The 22,143-nt window shown below is 43.6% G+C and carries 18 protein-coding genes; 10 read left to right on the top strand and 8 right to left on the bottom strand.

The genetic code is table 11. From position 1 onward, the window contains the following. Nucleotides 1-2 precede the first annotated feature (2 nt). On the bottom strand, nucleotides 3-1,424 hold the full coding sequence (gene gcvPA, locus ACSU1N_RS05570; protein WP_440059255.1) for an aminomethyl-transferring glycine dehydrogenase subunit GcvPA: 1,422 nt from the start codon (nucleotides 1,422-1,424) through the stop codon (nucleotides 3-5). Between the two features lie 91 nt (nucleotides 1,425-1,515). Here gcvPA and gcvT point away from each other — a divergent pair, with 91 nt between their 5' ends. After that, nucleotides 1,516-2,631, top strand: coding sequence for a glycine cleavage system aminomethyltransferase GcvT (gene gcvT / locus ACSU1N_RS05565; protein WP_440059254.1), 1,116 nt, complete (start codon nucleotides 1,516-1,518; stop codon nucleotides 2,629-2,631). 7 nt (nucleotides 2,632-2,638) lie between these two features. On the opposite strand, the gene ACSU1N_RS05560 is transcribed toward gcvT, so the two are convergent. After that, entirely contained in the window at nucleotides 2,639-3,745 is a 1,107-nt protein-coding gene (locus ACSU1N_RS05560; RefSeq protein ID WP_440059253.1) for an ATP-NAD kinase family protein, read from the bottom strand. Nucleotides 3,746-3,839: 94 nt separating this feature from the next. Here ACSU1N_RS05560 and glyA point away from each other — a divergent pair, with 94 nt between their 5' ends. Continuing rightward, entirely contained in the window at nucleotides 3,840-5,156 is a 1,317-nt protein-coding gene (gene glyA / locus ACSU1N_RS05555; RefSeq protein WP_440059252.1) for a serine hydroxymethyltransferase, read from the top strand. Between the two features lie 14 nt (nucleotides 5,157-5,170). Continuing rightward, nucleotides 5,171-5,596 (top strand): glycine cleavage system protein GcvH, encoded by a 426-nt coding sequence (gcvH, locus tag ACSU1N_RS05550; RefSeq protein ID WP_440059251.1) that lies wholly within the window; start codon nucleotides 5,171-5,173, stop codon nucleotides 5,594-5,596. 4 nt (nucleotides 5,597-5,600) lie between these two features. Here gcvH and ACSU1N_RS05545 read toward each other — a convergent pair whose 3' ends face one another. The 3 genes from ACSU1N_RS05545 to coaBC form a co-directional block, all read right to left on the bottom strand. After that, a complete protein-coding gene (locus tag ACSU1N_RS05545; RefSeq protein WP_440059250.1) occupies nucleotides 5,601-6,818 on the bottom strand; it encodes a PLP-dependent aminotransferase family protein in 1,218 nt (405 codons plus the stop codon). Between the two features lie 47 nt (nucleotides 6,819-6,865). Beyond that, nucleotides 6,866-7,819: a cation diffusion facilitator family transporter gene (locus tag ACSU1N_RS05540; RefSeq protein WP_440059249.1), complete on the bottom strand. Its 954-nt coding sequence runs from the start codon at nucleotides 7,817-7,819 to the stop codon at nucleotides 6,866-6,868. A gap of 112 nt (nucleotides 7,820-7,931) precedes the next feature. Beyond that, nucleotides 7,932-9,152, bottom strand: coding sequence for a bifunctional phosphopantothenoylcysteine decarboxylase/phosphopantothenate--cysteine ligase CoaBC (coaBC, locus tag ACSU1N_RS05535; protein ID WP_440059248.1), 1,221 nt, complete (start codon nucleotides 9,150-9,152; stop codon nucleotides 7,932-7,934). Between the two features lie 61 nt (nucleotides 9,153-9,213). Here coaBC and ACSU1N_RS05530 point away from each other — a divergent pair, with 61 nt between their 5' ends. The 7 genes from ACSU1N_RS05530 to prs all read left to right on the top strand — a co-directional run bounded on the left by ACSU1N_RS05530 (nucleotide 9,214) and on the right by prs (nucleotide 17,648). Continuing rightward, nucleotides 9,214-9,768, top strand: a complete 555-nt coding sequence (locus tag ACSU1N_RS05530; RefSeq protein WP_440059247.1) for a GNAT family N-acetyltransferase — start codon at nucleotides 9,214-9,216, stop codon at nucleotides 9,766-9,768. Nucleotides 9,769-9,837: 69 nt separating this feature from the next. After that, a complete protein-coding gene (gene asnS / locus ACSU1N_RS05525) occupies nucleotides 9,838-11,133 on the top strand; it encodes an asparagine--tRNA ligase (protein WP_440059246.1) in 1,296 nt (431 codons plus the stop codon). 12 nt (nucleotides 11,134-11,145) lie between these two features. Beyond that, nucleotides 11,146-11,745, top strand: a complete 600-nt coding sequence (locus tag ACSU1N_RS05520; RefSeq protein ID WP_440059245.1) for an ECF transporter S component — start codon at nucleotides 11,146-11,148, stop codon at nucleotides 11,743-11,745. Further along, complete coding sequence (locus ACSU1N_RS05515) at nucleotides 11,723-13,051, top strand: ATP-binding cassette domain-containing protein (RefSeq protein WP_440059244.1); 1,329 nt, start codon at nucleotides 11,723-11,725, stop codon at nucleotides 13,049-13,051. Before ACSU1N_RS05520 ends, ACSU1N_RS05515 begins: the two co-directional genes overlap by 23 nt. Nucleotides 13,052-13,056: 5 nt before the next feature. Beyond that, entirely contained in the window at nucleotides 13,057-13,764 is a 708-nt protein-coding gene (locus ACSU1N_RS05510) for a hypothetical protein (protein ID WP_440059243.1), read from the top strand. 92 nt (nucleotides 13,765-13,856) lie between these two features. Then, nucleotides 13,857-16,649 carry a glycoside hydrolase gene (locus tag ACSU1N_RS05505; protein ID WP_440059242.1) on the top strand — a complete coding sequence of 931 codons (2,793 nt, stop codon included), beginning with the start codon at nucleotides 13,857-13,859 and terminating at the stop codon, nucleotides 16,647-16,649. A 60-nt stretch (nucleotides 16,650-16,709) separates the two neighbouring features. After that, nucleotides 16,710-17,648, top strand: coding sequence for a ribose-phosphate diphosphokinase (gene prs, locus ACSU1N_RS05500; RefSeq protein WP_440059241.1), 939 nt, complete (start codon nucleotides 16,710-16,712; stop codon nucleotides 17,646-17,648). 185 nt (nucleotides 17,649-17,833) lie between these two features. Here prs and ACSU1N_RS05495 read toward each other — a convergent pair whose 3' ends face one another. The 3 genes from ACSU1N_RS05495 to ACSU1N_RS05485 are packed head-to-tail and all read right to left on the bottom strand — an operon-like array spanning nucleotide 17,834 to nucleotide 22,008. Beyond that, the gene (locus tag ACSU1N_RS05495; protein WP_440059240.1) at nucleotides 17,834-18,289 is read right to left on the bottom strand and encodes a potassium-transporting ATPase subunit C; all 456 of its coding nucleotides are present in this window, start codon (nucleotides 18,287-18,289) and stop codon (nucleotides 17,834-17,836) included. Between the two features lie 5 nt (nucleotides 18,290-18,294). Continuing rightward, complete coding sequence (gene kdpB, locus ACSU1N_RS05490) at nucleotides 18,295-20,394, bottom strand: potassium-transporting ATPase subunit KdpB (protein WP_440059239.1); 2,100 nt, start codon at nucleotides 20,392-20,394, stop codon at nucleotides 18,295-18,297. A gap of 3 nt (nucleotides 20,395-20,397) precedes the next feature. After that, nucleotides 20,398-22,008, bottom strand: a complete 1,611-nt coding sequence (locus ACSU1N_RS05485) for a potassium-transporting ATPase subunit KdpA (protein WP_440059238.1) — start codon at nucleotides 22,006-22,008, stop codon at nucleotides 20,398-20,400. Between the last annotated feature and the right edge of the window lie 135 nt (nucleotides 22,009-22,143).

The following is a 22,143-nucleotide window of genomic DNA, read 5'->3' as shown; positions in this document are numbered from 1 at the left end:
ACCTACCACCTGCCCGCTCCTCTTACGATCGAAGCAATGCTTTCAGCGAGGAGGTCTATATCCTGCTTAGTGTGCATCTCGGTGAAAGCAAAGAGGGCTGTCTCACCGAGTTCTCTAAATAAGTTTCCGATGTATAATCCACCGTGTATACCCTTCTCTAATAGCCCTTCGTGAACTCTCTCGTATTTTATTCCAAGAGGGTCGAATGATACTGGGAATTCGTTGAAGAAGTCAGAGCTGAAGACCCTTGTATTAACCCCTATCTCGCTAAGCTTCTTCTGCGCGTAATGGGCGTTATAATAGTTTATTTCAGCAAGCTTCCTGAGGCCCTCACTGCCTAGCAGAGACAGGTATACTGCTGAAGCAATAGCCATTAAAGCCTCGTTCGTGCATATATTGCTAGTCGCTTTCTCTCGCCTAATATGTTGCTCTCTAGTCTGGAGAACCATAGCAAACGCTTTGTCATCGCCGCTTAAAGTTGTGGTTAAACCGATTAACCTACCAGGCATCTGCCTTATCAGGCTCATATCATCTCTTACAGCAAATATACCTAGATACGGTCCCCCGTAGTTTAATCCTAAACCCAGGGACTGGCCATCTCCGACAGCTATATCAGCACCTAACTCTCCCGGCGGTTTCAATATGCCTAAGGATATCGGATAGACACCGGCTATTGCCAGGGCATCTTTCTCGTGGGCTATTTCGAAAATCTCTTTTACATTAGATTCGACTATCCCGAAGAAATTAGGATATTGGACGTATACAGCGGCTGTATTATTATCAACCTCATTCTTAACCTGCTCTACATTCACTTCCCCTGTGTACCTATTAAATGGTACTTCTACGAATATTATATCATGGGGTTTCGCATACGTTTCGGCAACCTTCTTATGGAAAGGGTTTACATTAGCAGGTATAACAACCTTCCTCCTGCCTTTCTTAACTCTAATCGCCATTAGGATTGCCTCAGCTAGAGCCGATGCCCAATCATACATTGAAGCATTGACAACATCCATATCGAGGAGTTCAGCTATTAGGCTCTGGTATTCGAAAATAGCCTGCATCAAACCCTGCGAGATCTCTGGCTGGTAAGGCGTGTAAGCAGTGAGGAATTCCCCACGCGATATTATGTATCTTACCACAGGAGGTACGTAGTGGGGGTAGACTCCTCCGCCCATGAACGGGGGAGTTCTAAATACTCTATTCTTGCTCAGTCTCTCTTCAGCAATCCTGCGTACTTCTATCTCGGACAAAGGCCTACCAAAACCTATGTCGAGCCTAAGCCAGTCTTCCAGCTTCAATCTAACGCTTTCGGGGATATCGCTGAATAATTCCTCTATATTTTCAACACCTACGGTCTTCAACATTTTCTCTATTACTTTACCACTCGAGTTAGGTAACCAGGGGTGAACGATGCCTTCCATCGGCGTCCATCCACTCCTGTATAAAGCCGTAGTGAGTTTATATTTATACTTATGCATAAATCGTATCCAAACATCATATACGTGATTTGCTATGGCTAGGATACAGCTGCTAGATTTCTACACCGAGAAGCTAGGCGCTGAAACAGGGTTCTTCGGCGAATGGGAAGTACCCTACAGGTTTTCAAGCTCTATAGAAGAACACTTAGAAGTAAGAAACAACGTTGCTTTCTTCGATGTATCACATATGGGGAGATTCCGTGCAGAGGGGGATGACGTACTTGATTTCCTACAGTACGTATATACAAAAGACTTGTCTAAGACGAGACAAGGTTTTATGAGCGGTCCTACGCTCTCTCTAAACGAGACTGCCAGAGTTAAAGACGATGAGATGCTTTATAAGCTCAGTGAAAACGAATGGCTGTTGGTCGTCAACGCGTTAATGATAAATAAAATGATCGATTATTTCAATACGATTATTACGAACAATAAGTGGAGGGTAAAAATCGATAATATAACCAACGAATACGTAATGATAGCTTTACAAGGACCTAAGAGCCCTGACGTAATGGAGTCTCTCGGGGCGGGGTGGGCTCTAAGCCTGAAGCCTCTTGAATTTAGAACTAATGAGAAAATAGGGGATATCGACGTCTACCTTGTTAGCAGAAGCGGTTGGACAGGCGAAGATGGGTTCGAGATATGGGCTAAACCAAGTAATGCTCTAAAGCTGGTAAACCTATTCGTGGAAAAGAAGATTAAACCTGCTGGTCTAATAGCCAGGGATACTCTAAGGATAGAAGCCGGTTTTGTCTTAGGGGGTAACGAGTACGGGGAGGATCCTCTGAAATACCCGTGTGCTGTAGGATTGAGGTATGGCATGGGTGCTATCACCTGGGAGAAGAAAGGTTTTGTAGGAGAGCAGGCTCTTAGAGCATGTCGTAGAGAAGGCCCTCGCTGGGTCAGGTATGGTTTGAAATTCTCTAAAGAAGCAGGCAGGATTGTACCGAGGCATGGAGATCCTATTTACGTAGAAGACATCCAGGTTGGCTGGGTCACCAGCGGGGAATTCTCACCATTCCTCGAAAGAGCTATAGCTCAAGCATACATCGACACTAGATACGCGATTTTAGGCGAGGATGTTGAAGTAGCTATCAGAGGTAGGAGGTTCACTGCTAAAATCGTCGACTTTCCATTTATAAAGAAAAAGTGAAATCAGCCTAGACAGCTTTTTTAACCACGTACTCGCCATAGTCTACTAAAACCTTATAGTATCCTCTCAACTTCTCGTCTACTACGGGGTCCCCTGTATCTATGCGTAGGTAGTCGATTTCAGAGATCTTGCTTTTAGTTGCGACCACCACTATATTCTCCCTCGGGATAAGCTTTAATACCTCGGGAGAAATCTGCTGGTTACCTCTCCCGAATATGAAACCCTGCCTACCTATAGGTGATACTATAATGTAGAATACGCCTCCCTTCGATAATAGTTCGAGAAGAGGTTTCTCCCACGTATCCCTGAGAATAACCCTGCGATTGAATACTACGTCTACTCCGAGAAGGCTTAGCTCTCCGTCTATGAAATACCTCAGCGCTTTCACCGTACTACCTGGGCCGAGTATATAATATGCATTATCATCCATGTTTTCCGCTAGGTATCTAGCTATAGCAATCTTGTTTTCCTCATCACTCGTCGTGTAGGCATAGTTCTTGCTCGGCTGTAGTAAACCTTCAACATTTAAAGCCTTCACATATCCGTAGATTTTAAGAGAAAGCCTATCCTTCCTAAACAACTCCTCGTCTACATCTACGACTTCTGCTAGCGTAACCTCTGTTTTCCCCTGTACGAAAGCATCTAGTACTGCTGAAGCATGCCTAGGGGTATATGCGAAAGCACTGCTATAGACCTTAACACCGCTCGGAACACCTAAGAGCGGTATTCTGGTCCCTACTGCTTCCATTAGATCTTTAAGGGTTCCGTCGCCCCCAACGAACACTATTAGATCCACTCTTCTATCTGCCATGGTTCTAGCAGCATTTACCGTATCATACCTGCTTGTATAGTTCTTTCTCTCCCCTACTATTTCTTCAACCAGGTCGGCTAAGCCGGCTTCATAAACCTCGTATTCTCCCATAAGGCCCGCCGCTGTTATTATTCTGAAATTCCTAGATGTAACCCCACTGAGGAATTCTATGGCTCTCCTAGGCGCTATCAATCCATAGCCGAGGCTTAATGCTCTAGTAATAGCATATTCATCGGTTCCTTTAAGTCCCAGCCTGCCTCCTAAGCCTGCGTAAGGGTTTACAATAAAGCCTATTCTCGCCAAGCTCCAGCCACACAGATTACGCCTATTTTATTTACAGATATATACAGGTAAATATTATAACAACTAATATCCGTTTAAAATCATGGGAGGCCTTATGCTAGACGAGCTCCTAAAAGAGCATCCCGAGCTTAAGAAGGTATATGACCTAACAATTACGCATACACGGTACCGTAAGAAGGAGACTATCAATCTTATAGCTAGCGAGAATGTAATGTCTCCTTTAGCAATGCTACTTTACTTAAACGATATGATGCACAGGTATGCTGAAGGAAAGCCTTTCAAGAGATTCTACCAGGGTCTGAAATATGTTGACGAGCTTGAGGTCGAAGCTTCAAGGCTTATGGGCGAGCTCTTAAAAACACAGTTTGTCGACTTAAGACCTATAAGTGGTACAACAGCCAACGCGGCTGCTTTCAGGGCTTTTACAGCACCAGGTGATAAGGCTGTTGTAGCGCCTGTCCAGGCGGGTGCTCACGTAAGCCATACTAGGTTTGGAACTCTTGGAGCACTAGGGATAGAGCAGATAGAGATGCCTTTTTCAATCGAAGAATGGAACATAGACGTGGATAAAGCTGTGAAACTGATCGAAAATGTGAAGCCAAAGATTGTTACGCTTGGCGGTTCCCTCTACATATTCCCGCACCCAACGAAACCTATTGCCGAAGCAGCCCACTCTGTGGGAGCCAAAGTAATACATGATGTAGCACACGTGCTAGGTCTGATAGTCGGCGGCGTATGGCCAAACCCGCTATTAGAGGGGGCAGATGTTATTACATCTTCCACCCACAAGACCTTTCCCGGACCCCAGGGAGGTCTATTCGCAACGAGGCTCGAAGAAGACTATAAGGAGATTGGTAAAGTCATATTCCCAATGTTTGTATCAAACCACCACCTCCATAGGCTCGCGGCAACAGCTGTTACAGCTATAGAGATGAAGCTTTTCGGTCGGGAATACGCGGAGCAGGTTGTAAGGAACGCTAGGAAGCTAGCAGAGGCTCTAGCGGCACGCGGTGTAAAAGTAGTAATGGAGGAGAAGGGTTTTACGCAAAGCCATCAAGTAGTACTAGACGTGTCGAATCTAGGTAGAGGCACTAGGGTGGCGTTACAGCTCGAAGAAGCTAACATTATCGTGAACAAGAATATGCTGCCTTGGGATAGGCCTGAGGATGTTAAAGACCCTTCGGGCATTAGGATAGGCGTCCAGGAGGTAACCAGGTGGGGTATGAAGGAGGGGGAGATGGAGGTTATAGCCGATTTGATTAAGGAGGTTATAATTGACAAGAAGGAACCTAGCGAAGTAAAGAAGAAAGTAATTGAATTCAGGAAGGAGTTTACAGAGGTACACTATTGTCTGAAGATAAGCAGAGAAGATGAAATCAGATTATTAAATCTAATGCTACATCCGGGATAGAATAGGGGAGCGGTATGAGCGAGATCGTGGTTGAAATCGGGAGGAAGAAGTATATTGTGAAGACCGATAGGTTGTATACTAATACAGATGAATGGGTTAAGGTCGAAGGGAATAAAGTCCTGGTTGGTATAACCGATTACGCTCAGAAAGAGCTGAGAGATATAGTCTCCGTAGAACTACCAGAGGTAGGAAGCCAGGTTACTAAAGGGAAGCCGATAGGAGCCATAGATAGTGTTAAGGCTACTTCAAATTACTACTCTCCCGTCACCGGGAGGGTTACTAGAGTAAACGAAGCCTTATCAACAACTCCGGAATTATTGAATAAAGACCCGTATGGCGAAGGATGGATTGTTGAAATAGAATATTCGAACCCGGACGAATTGAAAGATCTGCTCACACCAGAGGCTTACATTGAAAAAATAAAGATGGGTAAACACTAGGCATTTATTTTTTCCCTAACATATCTCTCAGGCAAACACCTATCTTCTTAATACCATCCTCTATTTCGTCGGCATCAACCATTGTAAAATTCAGTCTTATAACATTCCTACCAGAGTCCCCGATGTAGAAAGACTTAGCTGGGATAACGGCGACACTGTATTCTTCTAGCAGTCTCTGGGAGAATACTTCTGAGTCTATGTTAGAGGGGAGCTTTATAAGAACAAACATCCCGCTACTAGGCTTTGTATAATCAGTATCCCTCAAGTATTCTCCAATCGCCTTAAGCATTATATCTCTTTTAACCCTGTAGTTTTCTATGGCTTTCTTCCTAATAGTCTCGTAGAAACCTTTAGATAGGAGTCTCTCGACCAGGTATTGTAGAGGAACCGGGGCACACATATCGCTAGGGCCTTTGATCGTTTTAATAACCTCTACAAGGTCTTTACTAGCCCTTATCCATCCTATCCTCAAACCTGTTCCGAATATCTTGCTGAAGCTCCCAACATATATAACCCTTCCCTCACGATCGTAATGCGACAACGGCTTATATGAGCCTTCGTAGACTAAATGATTGTAAGCAGCGTCTTCGACTACTAAGAGGTCGTATCTCGAAGCTATTTCTAGAAGATGCTTTCTTTTTTCCTCACTCATTGATACACCAGCTGGATTATTTCCTGTCGGGATTACATATACTAGTTTTACCTTCCTAGCCTCATTCCTAGCTTCTTTCACCTTCATCTCGAGTTCTCCAAGGTCTAATCCGTCTTTTTCAAGGTTTACACCGATCAACCGAGCACCGTAGAACTCCCAATCAACAATCGTATTCACGTAACTAGGGTTCTCGACTATAACGTAATCGCCCGGGTCAAGGAATAAGCGGCCTAGAAGGTCGATAGCCTGACTCCCCCCGATGGTGACGAGTATCTCGTCTTCTTCCGCATTCACGTTTTCAAATTCTCTCATAAATTTGGCGATCGCCTTCCTTAGCTCGGGAATACCTTCTGTCGGGGAATAGTTTGCTGATAGTTTCTCCTCCTTTAGTATATCCGAGAGAAGCGATGCGTAGAGGTCTCTCGGTAGAATATCCGGGTCCGGCTCGCCTGCTGCAAACGATATGATCTTCCTAGTCTTTGAAAGGGTTGCTATTTTTGATACAATGGTTCTAATCGGGGAGGGTCTAGCAAAGTTTATTCTATGCGAGAACCTGTGAATATATTCCATTGCCGATCATCAGTTTAATTAATTTTAGAATTATCTAAAAGATTTTACTATTTTCTCCTCTTAGTGTAGATCTTGTCATCAAAAACCTTCTCTAGTTTCTTCTCTATCTTTCTAATCCTCTTCGGATAGAACCTGACATCGACATGGTATACGTTGTCGTATAGGTCAATAATCCTCCTGATAATCTCCATCCTTAATCTATGGGCTTCTCTTATAGTAGTATCTGGGTCTACGTATAAATCAATGTTGATAACATAGAAATAACTCAGCCTCCTAGCCTCAACCCTTTTAACTTTTACGTATTTGTCAGTCAAGGTATTCTCGAGTAACTCTATTACATTCATTGCGACCCTGTAGTCGAGAGTATCCCCGTACACAAGCCTCAAATAATCTTCTATAATACCGCCCATACTATGGAATATGAAGACTACTAGGACTATTGTAAACAGTATTTCGATAGCCGGGCTCTTCGTAACCGAGGACAGTATAATACCTGTCGTTGCTACTATCCCTGCTAGGGAATCTAAAAGCGCGTGCTTAGATTCGTATTTCAAAATATTAATCTTGTACTTGTTAAACGTAGTGTTAAGAACTCTGTATGATGCTAACGTTAAAACAGTGCCTACTACGGTTGCCACACTAGAGAAAATATTTACATCAACTGTGTAACTAGGACTATTAAAAATCTGGCTGAGGTATAAATACAGATTAAGCATATAGAATCCTGTTACGGTAATAGCTATTATCAAGCTGAGAGTTAACTCTAGAACTACGAAACCAAACGGGTATCTCCTACTTATCCTGGTAGCAAAGTAGAGGGCTACTATGAAGGTTAGCTCCAGAAGCGAGTCGATTACCCAATGAGTGAGGTCGGTTACCAGTATAATATTGCTAAACAAGTACACAAAAATAAAATCTACGACAACACCTAGTACCCCAAGTAGAAACGAGTATTTTATCGCCTTACTAGCTATCGAAAGTCTCCCAGCAAGGTCAGCCATATTACCACCCTTGAGAAAACTTGTATGAGTTTTATTAACAGAGTCGGTAAGATTGGAAACCGCCTGGTCAATCTTATTTAAATTATTCTGCAAACCGGATAATAAATAAGTTTCATGTCTTCAAGAAAGCTAGTGCGCTGTCTAGTATCCTCCTAGCCAAAATATATTTGTGTACTAGGCCTAGTCTCTCGATACCGGTTCTAGTAACTATCACAGCGTCTAAATATGCCTCTCCGAACCCAGCCCCTTTAGCCGTAGCGTCATGGGCTACTACCATATCCGCATTATACTCATGCATTTTAGCCACCGCTCTTTCCACTAGTTGATCACCAGAATACGTTTCGGCAGCGAAAGCAACAACAATCCTCGGCTTCTGCGTGAAAGATTTTATAACCTTCTCTGTAGGAGTAAGTTCTACAACCAGTCTACTAGTCTCTGAAGTAGGTATCTTCGCGTCGGAAACTTCAACAGGCCTGAAATCCGCTGGGGCAGCTGCGAACAATGCTATATCGTAGGTTTTATCTCTAGTGAGCTTCCTGACGGTCGAAGCCATTTCCTCGGTCGATACTACTTTATACTGTGATACGTTATATGGGGGGTTCACGCTCATCTTCCCATGGACAAGGTCTACTACAGCACCTCTGCAGGAAGCTTCTCTCGCGATTAAAACCCCCATTAAACCACTACTTGGATTCGTAATAACTCTTATAGGGTCGATCCTTTCGAGCGTAGCCCCTGCTGTAACCAGGACTCTTTTCCCCAGCAGGTCTAGGCCTCTGTTAGCTATAGAATCTATGCAATGGGCTAAGTCGCTGAGAGGAGGGTATTTCGCTCTATCCTCTTCTATCAACGGCTTTATTATTATTCCGCCGTAGCTTTCTAGGGTTTCTTCAATCTTTTTATACTGAGGGGAGTTGTAAAGCCTTATGTTCATAGCTGGCACAAATATAACTTTCTTCCCGTCCCCCATCATTGTAACAGCTGTTAGATGTAATAGTTCGTCTACTACGCCGTTAGCAATCTTACCCATAGTGTTCAACGTAGCCGGCGCTATAACCATTAAATCCCCCCATTTAGCTAGGTCGATGTGCTCCGTCTTACCCGAAGTTTCTACAAGAGGCTTCCTGCCCGTAGCCCAGTACACTAGGTCTAGCCCTATGAGCTTTGTCGAAGCCTTTGTCATTATAACCCTGACAGAAGCACCCATCCTTATAAGTTCGCGGGCTAAGTCGATACTCCTATAGATCGCGCTACTAGCCGTTAAACCAAGTACAATATTCTTGCCTTTGAGAGGGGTTGTTTCCCTAAGCTTCAGCTCTTCTACCAGGCTCATTTATATTCCACCGCAAAATTGTTAAATTATTATATGTGGCATTTATTTTTGAGGGGTTTCATTGGGCGTAAGAAACCGATTCGAGAAACCAGGTGTTCACGAGATACTTGAGGAAGCCAAGAAAAGGCTTAGTGTCGAGGCGCCAAATTATATCATAAGGCAGGCTAGAAGAGAGGATATAAAAAGCGTGATAGATATAAACATGGTTTCGCTACCGGAACACTATCCTGACGAGTTCTTTTACGAGCTTTTCGATAGATACGGTAAAGCCTTCTACGTAGCCGAAGACCCGGAGGGTAGGATCGTTGGTTATATCATGAACAGAGTTGAGTGGAAACCAGGGTTCTTCAAACATTTCATTGTGAGAAGCGGGCATGTAGTAAGCATTGCCGTCCTCAAAGAACATAGAGGCCGCAGCCTTGGTTATGCTCTGATGGCGTACGGGATATATAGTTTGAAGGAAGAATATAACTGCGAAGAAACGTATCTTGAAGTAAGGGTTTCAAATACTCCGGCAATAAATTTGTATAGGAAACTCGGGTACGAGGTCGTAAAGATTGCTAGAGGATACTATCTGGATGGGGAAGATGCTTACATAATGGCCAGGCCTTTGTAAAGATTAATGGTTATTATTTAGTATATTTATCCTACGAGATAGGATCTATGGTATCCAAGGGTAAGGTTTATGTTTAAACAGATCGGAGAGATACTGAGCGACTCTATGGTAGACCAGAGGGTTTGCATAAGAGGCTGGATTTATAGGAGGAGTGTTGTAGGGGGAGTCGCTTTCGTAAGAATCAGGGATTCGACTGGTGTAGTCCAGGTGGTAGTCGAAGAGTCAAGGCTGGGGAGCGATATTGTTAGAACCCTCAAGGACATAGGCTTAGAAGCGAGTGTTGAAGCCTGCGGTAAAGTAGTTAAACAGCCTAGAGCGCCCACGGGTTATGAAATTATAGCAGATTACTTCAAGATACTCGGCTATAGTAGAGACTTTCCTATCAAGGGTGGCGAAGGCGTAGAATACCTCCTCGATAAGAGGCATCTTGTATTAAGGAGCCCTAGGTACACGGCTATATGGAAGATAAAGCATACAATTCTATCTGCTGGTAGAGAATGGTTTAATAAGAACGGCTGGTGGGAGGTAACCCCTCCGATACTAACAGCTTCAGCATGCGAAGGAGGCGCTACACTATTCCCAGTCCAATATTTCGATAAGACAGCATACCTTAGCCAGAGCGCTCAATTGTACTTAGAGGTAATGATATATAGTCTCGAGAAAGTATGGAGCCTGACCCCGAGCTTTAGAGCCGAGCAGAGCAGGACGAGGAGGCATCTAGCCGAGTACTGGCATTTAGAAGCTGAAGCAGCCTGGTATGATATGAATGATATGATGAAGGTTGCCGAAGAACTCGTAGGGTATATCGTGGGCAGAGTTATCGATGAGAGGAGGAGTGAACTAGAATTGTTAAATAGGAATATCGACTCGTTGAAGAAAGCGCTAGAGCCTCCGTACCCTAGGATCAAATACGATGAAGCCATAGAGATCCTCCAGAAGAGGGGAATCAATATACAATGGGGTAGCGACCTAGGCGCTGACGAGGAGAGGGTTTTGACTATGGAATTCGATAAACCGTTTTTTGTGACACACTTCCCTAAAGAGATCAAAAGTTTCTACATGAAACTAGACCCTTCAAACCCCAGGGTTGTCCTAGGATTCGACCTGCTAGCCCCTGAAGGCTACGGGGAAATCATTGGCGGGAGCCAGCGTGAAGATGATTACGAGACTCTCGTTAAGAGAATAATTGAGAACGGGTATAAAGTAGAGGACTACGAATGGTACCTAGACCTCAGGAGATATGGGACAGTCGTACACAGCGGGTTCGGGCTGGGCATAGAGAGGCTTCTAATGTGGGTCGCTGGACTAGACCATATAAGGGATGCTACCCCCTTCCCCAGGTTCAGGGGACGCATATATCCTTAAAAGGTGGCGTTCTTGAGCCGAGTCTCTGACGTAGGGGATGCCGACGCGAGGAATGTAGGGGTTGTCGTAATACTAGTAGCTTTATCTATCATACTCCATTTATTCCAGATCCCTTTCCCACCCGCGTCTTATCTACTATTTGATGCGTGTGGGATACCTATAGCTATAGCGATGTTCTTTGACGCTAAGACTACAATTGTTGCTGGAATACCAGCTTTCTACATAGGCCTACTACTATACAGGCCGCAAGATCCTATCGGGCCCTTCATGAAAATTGTTGCCGAACTATCTACATCATACCCTCTGTATCTACTATACCATAAGGGCTGGTTTAAAGGAAGGTTTAAACCACTTCTCGCGAGCACGGTGGTGGTTTTCTCAAGGACGATCGTGATGAATGTCTTAAATATTTTAATAGACCCATTTTACTTCATATTATTCCACTGGTTTAACAGCTATGATCAGGCACTAGCATTCACTATAGCATCCCTCCCGTTCATCAGCGTGTTCAATATAATTGTCGCAATATACGTCACGTGGATAACTATTCCAGTAGTCCGGGAGCTGGAGAGGATAGGTGTTTTACCAATTGGAAAAGGTATTAAGGGTTAGAGGGCTGAAGGTAAAATACCCTGGCAGCGACTGGGTTCTAAAAGGAGTCGATCTAGATCTCGGGTTCGGGGAAACGGTAATTATAGTAGGGGACAGCGGCTCCGGGAAGACAACACTAGTTAGAGCTCTCACTGGGATTGCCGAAGAGCTATATAACGCGGTAGTAGAAGGCCGGGTTGAAATAGGGGGACAGGTATTAAAAGACAGAAGCTGGAAGGCTTTCAATAAGCGGGTTAAAGTCGTATGTCAGAACCCTAAGTCTAATATCGTGTATCCGGTGGTGTTCGACGATTTATTATCTTACGCTACGGAAATATATGGTAGTACTAGACTAGCTGAGAGAGAGATTGCTAATGTTAGTAAAATACTCAAGATAACACATCTGCTAAACCGGTCGGTCAACAAGCTATCGGGCGGCGAGCTGAGAAGGGTTGCAATCGCGAAAGCTATGCTTTCCAAACCCGATATCATAATTTTCGATGAACCGCTAATGTGGCTTGATGACAGAGGGGTATTGGAATTCCGTAAAGCTCTAGAAGTTCTGAAGATAAACGGTATATCATCGATAATACTTGAACATAAATATAAGAGCTTGATCGATCTAGCTGATAAACTATACCTACTAAACGACGGCGTTTTACATGATTTCAACCCAGAAGATGACATGAGCCCTACCCCTCCTCCCGGCGATAGGATAACAAAAAGATCTGGCGAAACAGTGGTATCGCTTAAGAACATCTATCTGAGAATGGGTGATGTAGTATTCAGAGGGCTTAACCTTGAGGCAAGAAGAGGGGATAAGATCGCTATTTACGGTTTAAACGGTGCCGGCAAGACTACTCTCCTTAAAGTCATTGCGGGTATAGTAAAACCCGATAAGGGTAGTATAGTAAGATCTACGAGCATGCTCTACATACCTCAAATCCCATACCTGTTCTTCACAGAATATAGTATAATGGATGAGGTAAATTCGCTCGCTAGAAACGTAGACGCGGTTAAGCTATTTAAAGAGCTCGGATTCCGGGGCGATTCAGGCAAAACACCATACTCGTTATCTTGGGGGGAGGCTGTTAAACTATCCATAAGCCTATCCCTTATCTCTAAGCACGAGCTCATACTATTAGATGAACCATTCTCAGGCCTAAGCTACAAAGACAGGCTAAGATACGGGGAAATGCTAGCAAACAGCGAGAAGACTATCATTGTAACGACTAGCTCACTTGAAAACCTACGCTTCCTACCTGGTTTCAAGAGATTCGAATTAAGCGATGGGATAGTCAAGGAGTTGAAAATAACAGGTGTGTAACGCGTATGTTGAAAGGATTCTCAGAGTTGCTAGAGTTTAAAGGCGTCGCTAGCGTAACGCTTTTCTCCAAGCTATACTTTACCCTGTCTCTGCTCGCTTCAATACTCGTATCCTATTTTATACCAGGCGTGCTTGGATGGGTTTATTCCATGATTATCCTTCTAATAGAGCTTTCCATCATAACTATGCTTGGGAGACTAAAGAGGTTGCTTGACGCGCTTAAGCTCATATTATTCTTCCTGCTGATAGGCCTCGCTATGAGAACTATAGGATATTTCTTCTTCGGAAACCCCATAAATCTACCGGCTATGGCTTACTACACTCTCCTATTGGTCGAGGCATTTCTAGGAATAAGCATAGCCTTCCAAATCCTTAGCCCAGGCGAGTTAGTATGGCTCGCCTGCAAGCTCGGCCTGGGGAGAGCAGGGATCGTTCTAGCACTGGTGTTAACACATATAGGCAGTATATTCTCAGCGTATTCAGACGTAATAACGGTTAGTATGCTCAAGAAAAATAAGAGGTTTCCTTCTCTAAAGCCATTATTCATCTACACGGTAATGTACGGTTTAGAAGTCAATGAAGCATTACACCTATACGGGCTACCCAAGCCTGTTATCAGGAGGACTGGTTTCACGAGGAAGGATGCTTGCGTGATCGTATTTTCTTCACTCCTCTTAATAGTAGGCATTGTAGCCCTGGGCAAAATCATCTAATTGATGTAGCTAAGTAAAATAATTCTAGAACCAGTGTTCGTAAGGCTTATATGTTTTAATAAAAACATTATAAATGCGAGGGTAGAGTATACTTGGAGAATTACTTGCTAAAAATAAATGTAGGGTATATACTAATCATACTAGCCCTTGCAAGCATTCTCGTAGCTATTACTTCACTACCGGTTAAAGTCAAAGCCCAAGAGCCTGTCACAGTTGATGGAGTAGGCTTTGACTGGCCTTACCAATCCTGCCACGCTCTAGACCCGGCTGGCGACCTATTAGATGGAGTGTCCGATTGGTCTACGAGTAGAGACTTATTAGCCTGGTACTACCTAGTCGGGACATCCTATGTATTCATAAGGCTGGACCTCCTAGACTTGTCTTATGGTGCTGAAACAGGTAGTTATGGTAGCGTGAATGATGCTTTAAATATATACATTATGATCGGCTGGACCGGGGCACCAGGCTACCAGAGCTGGGTTCCGGATTACGTTAAATTTAATGGCTACGGTATCCACTTACCAGACTACAACTGGGTTCTTGCTATAGCGATATATGATTCAGCGCATTACACAGTATACGATTACAATTGGAATAAGGTAGCTGTGAACACAGGTCTCCAAATAGCTTTCAACAGCCAGTGGGATATAGTTGAAATAGCTGTGCCTACATCGATACTATCGAATTATGGCTGGACTCCTACGACCAGGGTTTGGGCTAAGATAGCTACAGTTGTAGTCTACAACGGTGCGAGCATTGTATCCGATGTAATGCCTAATAACATATACATTGGGAGCGGGCAGGCCGAATGGAGTGGGGCTGTATTCAGCGATCAACTCTGTGGTACGGCAAAAGTCGTATTTGTTCACCACGGTAACCAGCACTTGACTGATAATAGGGCTCTGAACAATCCTGGCAGTATAAACAGCTACGGCTACATACTGTACGTCCACGACTACCTCTCTAACGTGACTGGGAGGCGGATACCTGTTACAATACATATGAGTGGAACGTTAATGGCCAGCTTCATATGGTGGGACCCCGGCTTCATAAGCTATATTAAAAACCTTATCTCGAGGGGTATAGCTGTCCCGACAGGAGGCGTCTGGGCCGAGCATATCACGGCATACTTCTACGATAACTTCAACGATCCATCAGCTAATTTCACGAAATGGTATATCCAGCAGGTATTCGGCTACACCCCGGTTACAGCATGGGTGCCTGAGAGAACCTGGGACGATGCTAGGACTGGTATAGCCTACACATTAAGCAAATACTATTATGCTGTAATACTTGATGCGAACACCCACCACGACGATTGGAGCCCTAGCACGAACCCGTACAAGCCGCACCAGTATGATACATCCAAGACCGGTGGCAGAACCCTCTACGTCCTCTTCATAGATTGGGATACCCAGCAGAAGATACTCTCTCCAACTGATAACGGTTTAAACATAGACCTCAGGAAGAAGTATATTTGGGCTGCTACCAATAGCGACCAACAAATGGTATTTGTATACGCCGACGACTGGGAGAAAGCTGCTGGGATAGCAGGCTGGGACCCATATAACCCGGGTAGGTATAATCTCAGCCTCAGCTGGATAGCAATGCACCCATGGATACAGGTGGTGACGACAGACGATATAGTCAGCTGGCTTAGAAACGGGTACTGGACCCCTGTGACAGGCTTCTACTGCGGCTACGATACGTACCTCTATATCAAGCAATGGGTACAGAACTACCCGTACGACTATAAGAGGGCTTACGACGGATGGTACTGGGGTACTTCAAGCGAGAAGAGCTTCGCCTGGTACGGCAGCGGACAGACATCTCCTAACTATGTGCTACCCGATACAATAATGCCGTTCGGAGACGTATTCGGATATACTAGTTTCAACGGATCACCTAATAACACAGTTATATATAGACTGCTAGCACCAGGCGGATTATTCGATACAACACCTAGGAACGAGCTCTGGTGGATGGCTATAGCCGTGGCTAACGCAATGCTATATGAGACAGCCTGGCATGATGAAACAGACTGGGATGGAGACGGTTTACAAGACTGCTCTGGCTGGGGTCTCAACGTGTGGAATCATCTAAGGCTTGTAAACGTACTGCTCATAGCTGCGAAATGGTTAGACTCCACTAGGAAGGGGACTATAACCCAGGCAGGCTACATGGTAGGAGACTTTGACTGGGATGGGATGAACGAGACTATTGTATACAATCCCTATTTATTCGTCTTCATAGATGATAAAGGTGGCGCAGCACCATACGTGATAATGTATAACAAGACGAATAATAAGGTGTTCATGGGGGTAGGGGCTCCAGCAGTATACTGGGGTACCTGGTACGATATGTGGTATGGGGATAGCCATGTTGGTTTATTCGCAGACGACTACTTTGCAGCTACCGGCAAGAACTATTATAATACAAGGTACACTATTGGTAGCGTATACTACGACTCAACCTATGGAAGAGTAGTTGTAAGGCTTAACGCACCCGACTTAGACGGAGACGGATACCCAGACTTCTACAAGTACTATATTCTATACAACACGGCTAACTACGTATACGTCGACTACCTAGGGACTAAGAAGAACGGTACTCTATACGCTGCGGTAGGTTTCTCGGTAGACTTCTTCAACAACCTTGTGTACGGTAACTCCCTCTCCCAGTACAATAGCCCTACCTCGACATATACATTCGGGTTCAAGAATACAAGGACAGGGGCGTACGTCTACGTCCAGCCTATACAAGGTATTACATGGACCGGTAGCCAAGACCTGGTAAAGTACACTATGCAGTATAGGGCGAAAGTATCCGTCTCAGTTAACACGAATATATGGGCGTATGCGAAGGTATCTCTCGGATACAATTGATTTTTTGAAAATATTTCTCCAAGCCTTACCTCAACACCCGTATCCTAAAGCTTATTTAACATGAACTTCCTAACTAATTTCGAGAGGGGATTAGCTACGAAACCTATAGTGATAGGAGGTAGGAACGGGGATCATATAGCAGTAGAATTGTCTCAGGCCAGAGGCTATGAGCTGGGTAGTGTAGAAGTAAAGAAGTTCCCGGATGGCGAGACCTATATTAGAATCCACGCTGATGTCCAGGGGAGGGATGTAATCTATGTGAACTCCCTGCAGAGAGAACCGAATGAATCAATTATAGAGACACTATATACTCTCGACACGCTCAGAGACCTAGGAGCTAGAAGAGTGGTAGCGGTAATCCCGTACATGAGTTACGCTAGGCAGGATAGCAGATTCAACCCGGGTGAGGCTATAAGCATACATGTATTAGCCAAATTGTTTAAGAGTATTAGCGTAGACCATATCGTGACAGTTGACATGCACCTCCACAGGATAGCCGATCCAAGTAGCCTATTCGGAGCGAACTTCCATAATATAACAGGCGTGAGAGAGCTTGCTAGGTATTTGAAGAAGAACTACAGCTTTTCCAAAACCAGCACTGTTGTAATAGGGCCTGACGAAGAAGCCGAGCAATGGGCTAAGGTAATGGCCGAGGAACTAGGGGGGTTAGAATACGGCGTCCTGGAGAAGACAAGGCTATCGCCGGAAAAGGTTGTTATTGAAGCAAGAGGCGTTAAAGTAGAGGGTATGGATGTAGTCATCGTAGACGATATCATTAGTACGGGAGGGACTATTGTGGAAGCAGTGAAAACTCTTAGGAGCATGGGTGCCAGGGACTTCTATATAGCAGCAGTACACGCGATCCTTGTAGGAGACGCTCTCAGCAAGCTCCTAAGACTGAACCCGAGGGATTTAGTAGCTACAAACACTGTCCTCAGCCCTATTAGCAGAGTTAGTATAGCCCCTGCTATAGCAGAAGCTCTCGATAAAATACTCTAGCAGTATAAGTGTTTAATTCCACTAGAATATTCCGGAGGCTTGCAAATTAAGGAATACAGACGTATTTTTACAATATTTAAAAACGCTGGTAAAAAATGCTCTCACTCTTTAGCCAGAGCATAAACAAGGGCTGCTAGAGATATTAGAATAAAAAATAAGAACAATAGTAATTCTACGCCCATAACTCATCCACTACAAGTCTTATTCAATATTCTAATAATCTCCATATTTAGTTCTTCAACGTTAACAATATAATAGCCGGGCGAGAATACATAAAGGTTTCTAACCTCGTTCTCAGCCACATTCTGATATATGAGATCTAACAATATCTCCTTCGGTATCTTCGTGTAGTTAGAGACTCTATCGACCTGGGCCAAGGCGTAGGGTAATGGAACATACGGGTCTACACCAGAACTCGTATTATCAGGCGGTAGTGGGCGGAACAATGGGTTTGAGTCGTTGTAGTGGGATACGAGGTATGAGGCTTGAACCCCGCAAACATCTACTATGCTACCCTCAGCCTTGTCTGCCGAGATTAAGTGAGAGACGCCCCATACGATGAACGGGTATACTACCCCAAGGATGACTAGTAATGTGAAAAGCAGTATCACAGGGGCTAGAATAATCTTTAGCAGCATCATTGTAGTCACCAGTATGCTTCACCATATAGGATCCAGGAGAAAAAGATGTCTAGTAGTTTAATAGCTATAAAAGGTAATACTGCACCAGTTAAACCATACAGTATAAGGTTCCTTAGAAGAAGGCTTTTCGTATTCGTAACTTTAAAGCCCGCTCCTCTAACTGCTAATGGGATGAGGAGTGGTATTATAATAGCATTGAAAACCATAGTAGCTAGGACAGCAGTGATCAGATTATGTAATCTAAGGAAGTTGAGGAAGTTCGCCTGGGGAATTATTGAGGATAGTATGAATGGTAATATGGTAAAGTATTTTGCTATATCGTTCATGATACTGAATGTTGTAATAGAGCCTCTGGTAGTAAGTATTGATTTTCCAACTTTTATTATCTCGACTATCTTGGAAGGGTTTGAGTCTAAATCTATCATATTAGCTGCTTCTTTAGCTGGAGCTGTCCCAGTGTGCATTGCTATCCCCACATCGGCTTTAGCTAAGGCGGGTGCATCATTGGTTCCATCACCCATTACAGCTACTATGAGTCCGTCTCGCTGATAGTTCTCTACTAAGTGAAGTTTATCTTCAGGCTTGGCTTGAGCATAGTAGTCGTTGATACCTACCTCCTTGGCTATGCTGGATGCTGTATAAGGATTATCGCCTGTTATCATTACTGATTTTATACCCATTATTTTCAGCTCATTTATCTTCTCCTTAATCCCTTTCTTTAGCTTATCCCGTAAAACTATGAAGCCTACTAGCTTATTGTTTAAAGATACTAGTATTGGCGTATCCCCTCTGCTGCCAATTCTTTTCACAATATCCTCTACAACCGGGTCTCTAGTTATATTCAGGAGTTTTAGTATGGAGTCTGGGGCGCCCTTGAGAATAGTAACCCTTTCGCCAAGCTTCCTCATATTCAATATTTCTTTCTCAATTCTAGAGGTTATAGTTAGGTCCTCGGTGAAGACGGATTTTGACTTATCCCATACAAAAACTATACCGCTATACCGCTTGCTAGGGGTATATTCTATTTTTGTTGCTACCATTGCTTCCTCAATGAGAAGCCTTGAAGGTTTAAATCCTTTTTCCTCGGCTAGCTGGATAATTGATTTAGCTTCGATAGTTGAATCCCCTATAGAGGAAAGGTAAGCTAGTATCCCAACATCTCTTTCACTATATCCGTAGACCGGTATAAACTCTACAGCACTCCTAAACCCTTCTGTAATAGTACCTGTCTTATCGAATATTACGACATCTAGATCCCCTGCTGCTTCGATCGCTCTACCTGATTTCGCTATAACATTGATTTTCGCAAGCCTTAAGATACCGGATATCCTGATCGCTGGAAGCAGGCCTCCTATAGTAGTTGGCATCAATGCTACTAGTAGGGATATCATCAGGGATATGTCAGGTGTTCTTCCATAGGCAGCTAGTATGAAGTAAAGTGATGATACGACTATGAGGAAAATAAGAGAAAGCCCCAGCAGGAATATCGATAACATAACTTCGCTTTTCATCTTCGATCTCTCCGCACTCATTATTAAGGCGATCATTTTGTCTAAATATGTTTTTCCGGGTTCGGCAGCTACTTCGATTTTCACCCTGCCTACGACAACTTTCGTACCCGCTATCACTCTATCTCCTTTACCTTTGTACACAGGTTCTGATTCACCAGTAAGCATCGACTCGTCTACGAACGCCTCGCCGCTCACAATAAAACCGTCCTGGGGGATTACCTCGCCTTGTTCTACAATAACGTAGTCTCCGATCTTTAGATCGGTTGATTTAACATCAACAATTTTATCTCCGACAATTTTATGGGCTATTACAGTTTTTTCAAATTGTTTCAAATAGTCTACCCTCGCTTTAGCCTCGTATTCAGATAACGAATCTGATAGTGTCGAAAACCATACTGTAATCAACAATATGAGGAAAACGCTTAAATAAAACCAGGTAGGATAGCTTGGGCTTATGAATATTAGCGGGATTATGAACAGTGAACCTATTTCTGTTATAAACATTATCGGATTATTCTGGAATAGATACAAAGGGTTCATTTTAACAATGGAATCCGTAAGTATCTTCGCCCAGTTTAATGGATAGGTAGACATTTTTCACCCACCTAAGATCATAGGTCCTAATACTAAGAATGGGAAGAAGGTTAGAACTGTAAGGATCACTATCATGACTACTGATGTAATAATGAAGAGCAGTCCTTTTGTTTCAACAGGTTCTGCAACTTCAGTCCTTTTACTCTTATATAACTCGTCTGCTATAATAAGGAACAGAGCGATCGGTATGAGTCTACCAGCTAGCATTACCAGTGCTGTCGACAAATTCCAGAAAACAGTATTACCAAGAACCCCTAGATAACCCGACCCGTTATTAGCCGCTGATGAAGTGTATTCGTAGAGTATCATAGTGTAAACCAGTGGGTTCAATTCTTTAGCGAAAGAGGTATATTGTTTTGTGACAAGTGCTATAGCTGTCGGTATAAGGATTATCACCGGGTGGATAAGGAAGACTATAACAGATAGTTTAACGACTCTTGTTGATAAAGGCATATTCAGGAAACGGGGTAGTTTACCGATCATTAATGAGCTAATGAATACTACTATGAATAAATATATTAGGAGATAAAGGAGGCCGACGCCATCGGAGCCGGGTACAGCCTGTATAAACATAGCCAGTAGGAATGCTATTATAGCAGAAGGCTTCATAGCCTCGAGAGATGAGGCTGTAGCACCCGTGTTTGATAGAAGGGATGCGGTATTAAAAAACAGTGAGCTAGCATAGCCTAATCTAGGCTCTACTAGCCTACCATATAATGGGACACCATTCAAGACTCCTACAAGAAAGATCATGGATGCCATTATGTATACTATAGTAGTTAGGGCGTAACCTCTCTTCATATCTATTATTCTACCGTAGGCGAACAATAGAGATGTTGGAATAAGCATCATCAGCACGCTCTCGACGAAATTAGTTAGGCCATTAGGGTTTTCGAAAGGATGAGCAGAGTTTGCACTATAAAAACCGCCACCATTAGTCCCGAGGAGTTTGATAGCTTCAAAAGACGCTACTGGCCCAAGCCTAATTTTGAATACCCCACTATAGGGGTTGACTATAGAAACCCATTCTCTAAAGCTCTGTGGGACACCAAGGGATGCTAGTATGATAGCAGCGATAATTGAGATAGGGGTTAACAGGAATATTGTTGCGGCAACTAAATCAAAATAGAAAAAGCCTGCGGGAAGACCTTTAAGCGCTCTCATGAAAGCAAATGAAACAGCTAATCCGATAGCCGGGGCTAGAAACATAGTAGATGTTATGACTATTGCTTGAGCCATGTTAGAAAGAGTATACTCTCCAGCATAGTGTTGTAAATTAGTATTTGTAGCGAATGAAACAGCTGTGTTAAATGCTAGATCTAAAGATAGACCTCTGGCCTTAAAGAATACGTCTTGCCTCCATAACAAGACCGTATCTACTATTATCAAAACAATATTGAAGAACAATACGTCTTTTAGATAAGACTTATAAGAGCCGCCTCCACTTACTCCAGAAAAACCGATTGAGAGCAGCTTTTTAATTCTCTCTATAAACCTAGGCGGATTATTATACCAGTCGATAGCAATTATCTTAACAAGCCTGCTCAAATAGTAACCGAGCAGTACCACGGTCGCCAGTAATAGGGCGAATTCTGTAAGGATTATTTGTATCATAGAAAACACCCTTTGGCAATAGGCTCGAGATCAGGTAATCCACATGTAATCTCCGTCTATGTTTTGAAGAAAATATAGGCAACCCCTTATAAGATTTAATAGTTGCAACTTATTACGTGTAAAGAGCATTGTTGA

This window comes from Thermogladius sp. 4427co (genome assembly GCF_051933805.1).
Classification (GTDB): Archaea; Thermoproteota; Thermoprotei_A; order Sulfolobales; family Desulfurococcaceae; genus Thermogladius.
The sequence above is the reverse complement of the archived record's forward strand: the minus strand, read 5'-3'. Positions and strand labels throughout refer to the sequence as shown.

Bases quoted from the DNA above. Each gene is read 5' to 3' on its own strand.
- gcvPA (WP_440059255.1), bottom strand. From the start codon at position 1,424: ATGGAAGGCATCGTTCACCCCTGGTTACCTAACTCGAGTGGTAAAGTA.
- gcvT (WP_440059254.1), top strand. From the start codon at position 1,516: ATGGCTAGGATACAGCTGCTAGATTTCTACACCGAGAAGCTAGGCGCT.
- glyA (WP_440059252.1), top strand. From the start codon at position 3,840: ATGCTAGACGAGCTCCTAAAAGAGCATCCCGAGCTTAAGAAGGTATAT.
- gcvH (WP_440059251.1), top strand. From the start codon at position 5,171: ATGAGCGAGATCGTGGTTGAAATCGGGAGGAAGAAGTATATTGTGAAG.
- ACSU1N_RS05545 (WP_440059250.1), bottom strand. From the start codon at position 6,818: ATGGAATATATTCACAGGTTCTCGCATAGAATAAACTTTGCTAGACCC.
- ACSU1N_RS05540 (WP_440059249.1), bottom strand. From the start codon at position 7,819: ATGGCTGACCTTGCTGGGAGACTTTCGATAGCTAGTAAGGCGATAAAA.
- coaBC (WP_440059248.1), bottom strand. From the start codon at position 9,152: ATGAGCCTGGTAGAAGAGCTGAAGCTTAGGGAAACAACCCCTCTCAAA.
- asnS (WP_440059246.1), top strand. From the start codon at position 9,838: ATGTTTAAACAGATCGGAGAGATACTGAGCGACTCTATGGTAGACCAG.
- ACSU1N_RS05510 (WP_440059243.1), top strand. From the start codon at position 13,057: ATGTTGAAAGGATTCTCAGAGTTGCTAGAGTTTAAAGGCGTCGCTAGC.
- prs (WP_440059241.1), top strand. From the start codon at position 16,710: ATGAACTTCCTAACTAATTTCGAGAGGGGATTAGCTACGAAACCTATA.
- ACSU1N_RS05495 (WP_440059240.1), bottom strand. From the start codon at position 18,289: ATGATGCTGCTAAAGATTATTCTAGCCCCTGTGATACTGCTTTTCACA.
- kdpB (WP_440059239.1), bottom strand. From the start codon at position 20,394: ATGTCTACCTATCCATTAAACTGGGCGAAGATACTTACGGATTCCATT.
- ACSU1N_RS05485 (WP_440059238.1), bottom strand. From the start codon at position 22,008: ATGATACAAATAATCCTTACAGAATTCGCCCTATTACTGGCGACCGTG.